Genomic DNA, 9850 nt, shown 5'->3' with positions numbered 1-9850 from the left:
CGCCCCGGCCCCCGCGGCGCCACCTGCGCCCGGCACCATCGCCATCGCCGATATCGACGCGCTCCCGCTGCCGGTCGAGGTCAGGGATGCCCTCCGCGGCGCGGCGCTGGCGATCAACGACGGTATCCAGGCGGCCTGGGAGATCGTGCCGGACGGGTCGCTCGGCAAGTAGCGCTACAGGGAGGCGATCAGCATCCCCGCGCTGACCAGGACGCTCCAGGCGAGCATGGCCATCCCGGCCACCGTGAGTGCGGGAATGAGCCCGGCGCCCGTGGCGCGTGCCCGGACCGGCCCGTTGGCCTTCCACGCGATCGGCATCGCCAGCAGGCCCAGCAGCGCCCACGGTGTCGCCGGGATCAGCGCCAGCGTGGCCAGGAGCGGCACCAGCAACTCCAGGACGGCGTGCAGGCCCCGGGTCCGTGAGTCGCCCAGCCGGACGGCCAGCGTGATCTTGCCCGCCTCGGTGTCCGACGGGATGTCCCGCAGATTGTTGGTGAGGTTGACCGCGCACGAAAAGCTGCCCACTGCCACCGCCGCGACGAGCGCGTACCAGGTGACGGAGCCGAGCTGGGTGAACTGCGTGCCCGTCACGGCCACCAGACCGAAGAACACGAACACCGCCACCTCGCCGAGCCCGCGGTACCCGTAGGGAGTCCTGCCGCCGGTGTAGAACCAGGCGGCGAGAATGCACACCAGGCCCACCGCGATCAGCCACGGCGCCGAGGTGACGCTGAGCACCACCCCGGCCAGACCTCCCAGACCGAGGAACGCGAACGCCGCCCACTTCACCGTCTGTGGCCGGGCGAGCCCCGACCCCACGAGACGCAGCGGGCCGACGCGGTCGTCGTCCGTTCCGCGGATGCCGTCGGAGTAGTCGTTGGCGTAGTTGACGCCCACGATGAACGACCACGCCACCACCAGTGCGAGTAGCGCCTTCCACCAGACGAAGCCCCCGGCCAGCGCCGCGGCCGCCGAACCCACGAGGACCGGGGCGAACGCGTTGGGCCACGTCCGGGGTCGCGCGCCCTCGAGCCAGTCGGACAGGGTGGCCCCGGTCGGCCGGGCGGGTGGCTCGGGGCGCTCGGCGGCATCGGAGAAGTCGGTCTCGCGGGTCATCCTCCGATTGTCCCATCGACGAACCGCGCCGCGACGGTCCGCCGGTCGATCTTGCCGCCCGGCAGCACCGGGAGGGCATCCACGACAACCACCGCGGCGGGCGCCGAGTGCGCCCCGAGCATGGCGGTGACGTGGGAACGGAGCTCGTCCGGAGTGGCCGCCGTCCGCAGGGTGACCGCCGCGACGGGCCGGGTGCCGAGGCGGGCATCCGGGATCCCGACGACGACGACGTCGACCACCGCGGCGTGTTGACGGAGTGCGTCCTCGACCGCCTGCGGCAGGAGCGTGAGCCCGCCGACGCTCAACGCCTCGTCCAGTCTGCCCAGGATCCGGAGCCTGCCCTGGTCGTCGATACGGCCGGCGTCGTCGGTCCGGAACCATCCTTTGCGGGCGAACGCCGGGTGGCCGGGCGCGTTGCGGTACCCCAGGGCGAGCTGCGGGCCGGACAGCCAGACGCGGCCGGAGTCGTCGTCGACCTCCACCGTCACCCCGGGCAGGGGTTCGCCGTCGTACACACATCCGCCCGCGGTCTCGCTCATGCCGTAGGTCCGGACCACCCGGATGCCGGCGTCGGCGGCGCGGGCGAGCAGCTCCGGTGCGGCAGCCGCTCCGCCCAGCAACACGGCGTCGAGTGAGGCCAGGGCGGTCACGGCCGCGGGAGGGCCGTCGTCGAGGGCCTTGGCCAACTGGCCGGGGACCAGGGAGGTATAGGCCCGCGGGGGCGCGCCGCGGCGGGCCGACCCGGTGCTGTCGCCGGCCGTGGTGCCCGCGCGGCACGCGGCCACCGCGCCCGGGAGGGATGCCGGATCGAATCCCTCGGTCACGTCCATCACGACCGGCTCCAGGCCGGATCGGAGGCTGCGCAGGATCACCTGCAGTCCGGCGATGTGGTGCCCGGGGAGCGCCAGCAGCCAGCGGCCCGGCCCGCCGAGGGCAGCATCCGTGGCGGCCGCCGACGCGGCCAACGCCGGGGCCGAGAGCATCGCCCCCTTGGGAGTACCCGTCGACCCCGAGGTGCTCACCACCAGTGCCGTCCGGTCGTCGACGGGGTAACCGGGCCGCATGGCGTCCGAGAGCAGGCGCGTACGCACCGGATCATCGGCCGGGACGGGCAGCAGGGCGGGGCCACTGTCGTCGAGCAGCTGCTTAAACTCGGGGTACAGCTCGGCCACCGCCGTGCCGCCGGGGACGGGCAGGGTGCGCAGCTCACGGGTGGCGGGCATGGACCGGTTCGGTTCTCTGATCAGTAGTAGTAGGGGAATTCGTCCCAGTCCGGGGCGCGCTTCTCCAGGAACGCGTCCCGGCCCTCGACGGCCTCGTCGGTCATGTACGCCAGCCGCGTGGCCTCGCCGGCGAACACCTGCTGACCCATCAGCCCGTCGTCGGTGAGGTTGAACGCGAACTTGAGCATCCGCTGGGCCGTGGGCGACTTGCCGTTGATCTGCCGCGCCCACTCGATCGCGGTGTTCTCCAGCTCGGCGTGGTCGACGACCCGGTTGACCGCGCCCATCTGGAACATCTCCTCGGCCGTGTAGGCCTGACCGAGGAAGAAGATCTCGCGCGCGAACTTCTGACCCACCTGCTTGGCCAGGTACGCGCTGCCGTACCCGGCGTCGAAGGACCCCACGTCGGCGTCGGTCTGCTTGAACCGGGCGTGCTCGCGGCTGGCCAGGGTCAGGTCGCTCACCACGTGCAGGGAGTGCCCGCCGCCCGCCGCCCAGCCGTTCACCAGGCAGATCACCACCTTGGGCATGGTGCGGATGAGCCGCTGCACCTCCAGGATGTGCAGACGTCCGCCCTCGGCCTTCACCCGCGCCTGGTCGACCTTGTCCGCCGTCGCGCCGGCCACGTCCGAGTCGTGCTCGGTGGAGTACTGGTACCCGGACCGGCCGCGGATGCGCTGGTCCCCGCCCGAGCAGAACGCCCAGCCGCCGTCTTTGGCGCTCGGTCCGTTGCCGGTGAACAACACGGTGCCCACATCGGGGGAGCGGCGGGCGTGGTCGAACACCCGGTACAGCTCGTCCACGGTGTGCGGACGGAAGGCGTTGCGCACCTCGGGGCGGTCGAAGGCGATGCGCACGATCCCGTCGGCCCGGCTCTCGCCCACGTGGCGGTGATAGGTCAGGTCCGTCAGGTCCTCGCCGCTGCGGAAGCCTTCGACCTCCCGCCACTGCGACGGATCGAACGGGTTCGCGGTCTCGCCCTGCGCTGCGCTGCTGTCGGTCATGGGTTCGACGTTAGCGTGGAGGCATGACATCCGTACCGGGCCCCGAGTCGATCGATGATCTGCTCGCCCGCGTCCACGTGGTGGCCCTGCCGATGCGGGTCCGGTTCCGCGGCGTCACCGAACGAGAGGTGGCACTGGTCGAGGGTCCGGCCGGGTGGGGCGAGTTCGGCGCCTTCCCGGAGTACGACGACCCCGAGGCCGTCCACTGGCTGCGCTCCGCGCTGGAGATGGCGTGGCAGGGCCCGCCGCCGGCGCTGCGCTCGCGGGTCGCCGTCAACGCGACGGTCCCGGCGGTCTCGGCGGGCGAGGTGGCGGGGATCCTCGACCGGTTCCCCGGGTGCGGCACCGTCAAGGTCAAGGTGGCCGAGAGGGGACAGCAGCTCGTCGACGACGTCGCGCGGGTCGCCGCGGTTCTGCAGGCCCGCCCCGACGCCCGTGTCCGGGTCGACGCCAACGGGGCCTGGACGGTCGCGGAGGCCGCGCACGCGGTCCGGGTTCTGGACCAGGCGGTCCGAGCGGTCGACTCCCGGCGCGCTCCGGGCACGGGGCCGGTCGCCCTGGACGGCCTGGGCCTGGAGTACGTCGAGCAGCCGTGCGCCACCGTCGATGAGTTGGTGCAGCTGCGCGCGCGCCTGGCCGCCGACGGGGTGCACGTGGACGTGGCCGCCGACGAGTCCATCCGCCGGGCCGAGGACCCCCTGCGAGTGGTCCGCGCGGGCGGCGCCGACCGCGCAGTGGTCAAGGTCGCCCCGCTGGGAGGGCCCCGCAGGCTCCTCGCCGTGGCCGCGGAACTGGGTGTGCCGGTCACCGTCTCGAGCGCACTGGACTCGGCAGTGGGGGTCGCGGCCGGGGTCGCTGCGGCCGCGGCGCTCCCGGGCGTCCGCTCAGGGGCTGACCGGGCGGGAGGCGGCGGAGCGGGAGACGACGGCATCCCCGCCGCAGGACTGGGCACCGGCGGCGGAGCGGGAGACGACGGCATCCCCGCCGCAGGACTGGGCACCGGCGGGTTCTTCGTGGAGGACGTGGTGGACCCCGGCGTGGTCTCACTGGTCGACGGCTATCTCCCGGTGGCGGCGGTGGCCCCGGACCCGGCTAGGCTGGAGGGCCTGCGAGCGAGCGCCGACCGCCGGGACTGGTGGATGGATCGCATCTGCCGCTGCCACGAGCGGCTCCAGCCCCGGTGACGCGCCGGTGCCTCTCCGCGCGTGTGTCGGCCCCCAGCCGCCCGCCGCCCGCCCTCAGCCGCCCCCGCGGTGGCGCCTGGCGTGCACTGTTGCGCAGGCAGGACGCCATTGCGGCGGGCGGCTGCGGTAGAGGTCGGCATGCGCGCGAGCAAGACGCCAGACGCGTGCGCGAGACGCCAGGCGCATGAGCGGCTGCTCGGACTCGCGGGTGTCGTGGCCAGCGATAGTCACCGAGTGGAGTGGTCGCTGCGTGGAGTGGTCGCCGGTGCGCACACCGCAACCGCTCTCATGCCACGCGGTGCGGCCCCCGGCCGAGTGATTCCTGAAGTCTCAGCGCCTCGCGGATGAGGGGCACGATCCGGCCACTGCGATAGTCCTCCCACTGCCATCTCCTGAAGATGTTGCCCAGCGCTTCGATCTCGTTCTGGCGGTTCTTCTCATTGCGTAGCTTCCGGCGGACGCCCGCCTCGCCGTCGTCGATCCCGTACTTTCCCGAGCCGTCCGCCTCCCCGACGAGTCCCCATTCCTTCCAGTACATGTCGACGAAAGTCCGTGACCCGTCCGAGAGGATGAACTCGTGCTGGAGCTGGGGCATGGGGAGGCCGGCGCGGGTGATGGCGACCCGGCTCAGGGACTCGAGCACCGAGTGGGCACCCGGGTTCGCGAACGCCACCACTGCGCGGGCCCGCGCGATGCCGACCCGCCCGGCGGCGGCGTCGAGTTCGTTCTCCAGTTCGGCCAGGGTGCACAGAGTGCGGCGCAGGGCCTCGTCGGCAGCGCAGACGGCGCCGGCGAACGGGCTCGTGCGCGCCACGTCGACGATCGTCCGTGCCGGAGTCGTGACCGGGATGCCCTCCAGTTCCGTCACGGCGTCACCGAGATCCAGACTGTGGCAGATCGCGTTCTCGCCCCGCCTGCTCCCGCTGCCCGGCCGATGCCTGGTCGTGGTGACCCGCCGGGTGTCCAGATCCTGAGCGGGCAAACCGTGCAGCACGAGAGCAGAAGTGTGCGACATCACCGTGCCGGGGCTGATGAACCTCGCCGAGGCCCGCGACCGCATCTCGAGCATGGCCTCGGCCTCGTCGGGGCCGGTGGGCAGGTCGGCCGCGGGCACGTAGACGCCGTGGCGGACACGGTAGAGCTGTCCGGTGCGCTCTGCGTGCTCCCTCGCTCGGCGGCTGTAACCCCGGGCGAGTAGTTCGGACGAGGTTATGACGGGTGGGCGAAGTCTATCGGTGCTCATGGCCACGCAGTATCGCCCCCGCCGCCCTGACTTCCGTGGGGTCGGACTGCTCGATCCGTCGAGGCTGTGGAGCGGGGCGAGGGGTGTGAAGGGCCGCTCCGCGACTGCACGGTCGGGCTGTCGAGATGGGGCGGCCGCGCGGCCGGGCTGTCGAGATGGGGCGGTAGTGCGCCCCGGTAGCGGGCGGCACAGACGCCCGCGGGCATGGCGTCTAGCGCGCACCGATGCGCACGCGAGACGCCGTGGCGACGGGCGACTGCCGAAGAGTCGTACAGGCGCGCGAGCGACACGTCAGGCGCGCGAGCGCCTGCACTCTGCGGCAGGCGCGCGAGCGCCTGCACGCTGCGGGGGACGCTGCCCGGGAGGCAGGGGCGCAGGCCGGGAGGCAGGGACGCGGACCGGGGGCAGGGGCGGGGCCGGGAGGCGAGCCGCTACCTCCCGGGAAGGGCCGGGGGCGCTGTCGACGCGGTGAGCAGTGCCTCCGGGCGCTCGGCGGGGGACCGGTCGGCGTGTGGATGATGCGCGTCCGCTCATCGTCCGGCTGAGCAGAGGGAAGGGCCGTGACACGGGTCACAACTGCTCTAGCCTGGGGCGGCGACCACATCACATGGACGGTGGTCGGCGTCCGCACGACATGGACGGTGGTCGGCGTCCGCACGACGTGGGCGGTGGGTGAGAGGGGCCGGGAACGATGGCGGAGACGAGAGTCCGGATTCCACTGCGGGACCAACTGTGGTTGATGATGGACCGACCGGACAATCTCATGTACATCAACTCGATCATGTGGTTCGCCGAGGTCCCTGACTGGGACGCGGTCACCGACGCGATCGCCACCCGGATGGTCGAGCCCCATCCGGTGTTCCGCCGGGTCCCGGTGCGGCGGGGCCGACGCTGGTACTGGGAGGACGATCCCGACTTCGACCTCTCCCGCCACCTGGTGCGCAGTCGACTCCCCGAGCCGGGCGGACGCGCTGAGGCCGAGGCGTACGTCGGCGAGCAGATGAGCAGCCCGCTGCCCGACGACCGCCCCATCTGGCGCACCGAGTTCATCGAGGGCTACCACGGACACGGGGGAGAGCGGGAGGGAGCGCTCATCCTGTTCCGGGTCCAGCACGGGATGGTCGACGGCATCCGGCTGTCCCAACTGGTCCTGGGATTGTGCGACCACGAGGACGACGACCCCCTGCCCCGGGTGGGACGAGAGCTGGCCTCGGGCGGGGGCGGGATCGTGGGGGCGGTCGCTCAGGCAGGGGCAGGACTGGCCAAGGACTCGCTCGGCATCGCCCGCGGACTGGCGGGCGCCACGATCAGGTTCCCGGTGACGCTCGCGCGCCTGGCCAGGGACGTCTCGGCTCCGGGTGCGGAGCTGACCCGGGTGCCCACCCGAATCGTCGAATCCCTGGCCGACACCGTCGAGACCACCAACACCACGACCAACACGTATCGCTCGATCTTCCGTCTCCTGTTCGAACCCCGGTCCCCGGAGCTGACGTGGAGCGGACCCACCCGCGCGAACAAGAAGGTCTCCTGGGTCACCGGGCTGGATCTCGCGGCCGTCAAGCGGGTGGCAACGGCGCACGACACCACCGTCACCACCGTGATGATCGCGGCGGTGTCCAAGGCGCTCACCCTGTACCTCGACGCCCACGGTGACCGCGAGGTCTCCGACATCAACCTCATGGTGCCGATGTCGGTGACGCCGAGCAGCGAGGATCTCCCGGAGGAACTGGGTAACCACATCACACTCATCCTCATGCGCCTGCCGCTGGGGATCGACGGCGCCGACGAGCTCATCGACGCCATCACCACCTCCATGACCCGGGTGCGCTACTCGTTCGAGCCGCACATCACCTTCGCCTCGATGCTCACCGTGGCGGTCACCCCGACCGCGGTGCAGCACGCCGTGATCGACCTGTTCGCCAACAAGACCGTCGGCCAGCTCACCTCGGTGCCCGGACCCGTCTCCACGGTGAGCCTCGCCGGGACCGTGGTCGAAGGAATGCTCGGCTGGGTCCCGATGAGCGGCGACCAGGCGCTGGGGATCTGCATCTTCAGCTACGACGGCAGCGTCTCCGTGGGGATCGCCACCGATGCCGGGCTCGTGCCGGACCCGGACCTGGTCGCCGAACTGATCGAGGGCCAGTTCGCGACGTTCGACGGCTGGCACGGGGAGGACTGACCCGCCGCCCCGAGCTCACCCGCCCAGCCTCGCGCGCCAGCCGCACCACCTCGACGGCCCCGTACCGACGCCCCCGGCTCACCACTCCGGCGCCGGGACCTCCGGGTGCGCGGCGAACCAGGCACCGATGTAGGACATGTCGATGCCCTGGTCCTCGGCGATCAGGTCGTACATGGTGCGCCCGTCGAGCGCCTCGCGCAGGAGGTCGGCGTGCCCACTGTGCCGGTTGATCTCGGTGAGGACGTGATGAGCGCACCAGCGGCCGTTTAACGGTGCCAGGTCCGCCGGGAACCACGGCATCTCGGTGGGGACCGGGACCGGGGCGTCCAGCTCGGCGGCACGCAGATGGGCGAGCCCCGCCGCGCACCGGCGGTCGTACTCGGCGAGGATCTCCTCGGCGGTCGCGCCGGGGTCGACACGGTTGACGGTCTCGGCCCACTCGAAGGCCTCCGGCAGTGATCGTCCCGTCTCCAGGGGGTCCGGCGCCGCGGCAGCCCGGCCCAGCCATCCCTCGGCCACCTGGCCGATGTGCAGGATCAGCCAACCGAGCGTCAGCTCACTCGAGGGGACCGGGCGTGCCCGAAGCTGGTCGGCGGTCAATCCGTGGACGATCGATCGGGCGTTGACGAGCGCGTCGTCGATCCACTCGAGCAGGGTCTCGCGCTCGGTGGGGTGGGCGGCGGGGAACAGTGGCATGGCGGGCTCCTGGGTGTGTCTCGTGAACGGGTGTGTCTCGTGAACGGGATGGTGTCGGCGGACGGGCAACGGATCAGTCGCTGATCCGCACCGTGGTCCGACAGCAGACTCTCAGCCGATCAGGACAGATCCGGTCCGCTGACGGTGCGAGACTGGGTGACGTGACCGACGACAGGATGCCCACGACCCAGCGCGTGCTGGGGTTGCTCGACCTGCTCCAGCGGCGCACGGTGTGGACCGGGCCGGAGCTCGCAGCCGAACTCGGTGTGACCACCCGGTCGGTGCGGCGGGACGTGGACCGGCTGCGCGACCTGGGGTATCCGGTCGAATCCGAGCGCGGCGCGGGCGGTGGGTACCGGCTGGGCTCGGGCCGCCGGTTGCCGCCCCTCCTGCTGGACGACCGCGAGGCCGTGGCCGTGGCGATCGCCCTGCGGTTGGCGGCCGGCGGGGCGGTGGCCGGCGTCGGCGAGCACGCACTGGGCGCGCTGACCAAGCTCGACCAGGTCATGCCCGGCCGACTGCGGGAGAGGGTCGCCGACGTGAGCGAGTCGATGGTGGCCGTCCCCGGCACGGACACCCCGGTCGAACCTGAACTGCTCATGGAGCTCGGTCACGCGGTGCGGGGCAGCGAGCAGGTGCGGTTGGACTACCGTGACCGCGCCGGACGTGACACCGAACGCCGCGTCGAGCCCTACCGGATCGTCGTTCTGGGCCGACGCTGGTACCTGCTGTCCTACGACCTCGAGCGTGCGGACTGGCGGACCTTCCGGCTGGACCGCATCCGCGCGGTGCACCGCAGTCGCTGGCGGTTCACCCCTCGCCCCGACGTGCCCGACCCGGCCACCCACGTCCAGCACTCGGTGACGACCGCGCCGTACGAGCACCGTGCCAGTGTCGTGGTCCAGGCCACCGCCCGGAACGTGCTCGAGTGCTTCCCACCCACCTTCGGCACCGTCACGGAGCTCCGGCCCGTCGACCACCCCGACGGCCCGGCCTGTCGTCTCGAGACCGGCGCCGCCGCCCTCGGCGAGCTGGCCTGGTACCTGGGTCGGCTGCCCGCGCCGTTCGTCGTGGAGTCGCCCGACGGGTTGCGCGAGCATCTCGCGGCACTCGCCGGGCGGCTCGCCGCCGCGGCCGGTCCCGTCGGACCCCACGGCGACGACCCGGCGACCACCGCTGGTGACAACTAGGGCGTGTCTCCCATA

At 72.3% G+C, this 9850-nt stretch carries 8 protein-coding genes; 3 read left to right on the top strand and 5 right to left on the bottom strand.

Annotation, left to right across the window (positions count from 1 at the left end):
• Window positions 1-174: 174 nt before the first annotated feature.
• Genes H483_RS34385 through H483_RS34375 form a run of 3 tightly spaced genes read right to left on the bottom strand, consistent with a single transcriptional unit; the run spans window position 175 to window position 3343 of the window.
• Window positions 175-1116: a 1,4-dihydroxy-2-naphthoate polyprenyltransferase gene (locus H483_RS34385; protein WP_017837912.1), complete on the bottom strand. Its 942-nt coding sequence runs from the start codon at window positions 1114-1116 to the stop codon at window positions 175-177.
• On the bottom strand, window positions 1113-2339 hold the full coding sequence (menE, locus tag H483_RS34380; RefSeq protein ID WP_017837911.1) for an o-succinylbenzoate--CoA ligase: 1227 nt from the start codon (window positions 2337-2339) through the stop codon (window positions 1113-1115). The genes H483_RS34385 and menE overlap by 4 nt, the downstream gene beginning before the upstream one ends.
• A gap of 20 nt (window positions 2340-2359) precedes the next feature.
• Complete coding sequence (locus H483_RS34375) at window positions 2360-3343, bottom strand: 1,4-dihydroxy-2-naphthoyl-CoA synthase (RefSeq protein ID WP_017837910.1); 984 nt, start codon at window positions 3341-3343, stop codon at window positions 2360-2362.
• Window positions 3344-3366: 23 nt separating this feature from the next.
• Between H483_RS34375 and H483_RS34370 the strand changes: the two genes are divergently transcribed.
• Complete coding sequence (locus H483_RS34370) at window positions 3367-4527, top strand: o-succinylbenzoate synthase (RefSeq protein ID WP_017837909.1); 1161 nt, start codon at window positions 3367-3369, stop codon at window positions 4525-4527.
• Window positions 4528-4813: 286 nt separating this feature from the next.
• Here the strand turns inward: H483_RS34370 and H483_RS34365 are convergent, their stop codons facing one another.
• On the bottom strand, window positions 4814-5770 hold the full coding sequence (locus H483_RS34365; RefSeq protein WP_031265096.1) for a type IV toxin-antitoxin system AbiEi family antitoxin domain-containing protein: 957 nt from the start codon (window positions 5768-5770) through the stop codon (window positions 4814-4816).
• Between the two features lie 691 nt (window positions 5771-6461).
• Here H483_RS34365 and H483_RS34360 point away from each other — a divergent pair.
• The gene (locus H483_RS34360; protein ID WP_152428034.1) at window positions 6462-7949 is read left to right on the top strand and encodes a WS/DGAT domain-containing protein; all 1488 of its coding nucleotides are present in this window, start codon (window positions 6462-6464) and stop codon (window positions 7947-7949) included.
• A gap of 78 nt (window positions 7950-8027) precedes the next feature.
• Here H483_RS34360 and H483_RS34355 read toward each other — a convergent pair whose 3' ends face one another.
• Window positions 8028-8645 (bottom strand): DUF664 domain-containing protein, encoded by a 618-nt coding sequence (locus H483_RS34355; RefSeq protein WP_017837906.1) that lies wholly within the window; start codon window positions 8643-8645, stop codon window positions 8028-8030.
• A gap of 176 nt (window positions 8646-8821) precedes the next feature.
• Between H483_RS34355 and H483_RS34350 the strand changes: the two genes are divergently transcribed.
• Complete coding sequence (locus H483_RS34350) at window positions 8822-9835, top strand: YafY family protein (protein ID WP_031265094.1); 1014 nt, start codon at window positions 8822-8824, stop codon at window positions 9833-9835.
• The last annotated feature ends 15 nt before the right edge of the window (window positions 9836-9850 follow it).

It is taken from the genome of Dietzia sp. UCD-THP (assembly GCF_000349585.1).
Taxonomy (GTDB): domain Bacteria; phylum Actinomycetota; class Actinomycetes; order Mycobacteriales; family Mycobacteriaceae; genus Dietzia; species Dietzia natronolimnaea_A.
The sequence above is the reverse complement of the archived record's forward strand: the minus strand, read 5'-3'. Positions and strand labels throughout refer to the sequence as shown.

What these genes read in the sequence shown, in the direction of transcription:
- H483_RS34375 (WP_017837910.1), bottom strand. Translation starts at nt 3,343, where the DNA reads ATGACCGACAGCAGCGCAGCGCAGGGCGAGACCGCGAACCCGTTCGAT.
- H483_RS34365 (WP_031265096.1), bottom strand. Translation starts at nt 5,770, where the DNA reads ATGAGCACCGATAGACTTCGCCCACCCGTCATAACCTCGTCCGAACTA.
- H483_RS34350 (WP_031265094.1), top strand. Translation starts at nt 8,822, where the DNA reads ATGCCCACGACCCAGCGCGTGCTGGGGTTGCTCGACCTGCTCCAGCGG.
- H483_RS34385 (WP_017837912.1), bottom strand. Translation starts at nt 1,116, where the DNA reads ATGACCCGCGAGACCGACTTCTCCGATGCCGCCGAGCGCCCCGAGCCA.
- H483_RS34355 (WP_017837906.1), bottom strand. Translation starts at nt 8,645, where the DNA reads ATGCCACTGTTCCCCGCCGCCCACCCCACCGAGCGCGAGACCCTGCTC.
- H483_RS34360 (WP_152428034.1), top strand. Translation starts at nt 6,462, where the DNA reads ATGGCGGAGACGAGAGTCCGGATTCCACTGCGGGACCAACTGTGGTTG.
- menE (WP_017837911.1), bottom strand. Translation starts at nt 2,339, where the DNA reads ATGCCCGCCACCCGTGAGCTGCGCACCCTGCCCGTCCCCGGCGGCACG.
- H483_RS34370 (WP_017837909.1), top strand. Translation starts at nt 3,367, where the DNA reads ATGACATCCGTACCGGGCCCCGAGTCGATCGATGATCTGCTCGCCCGC.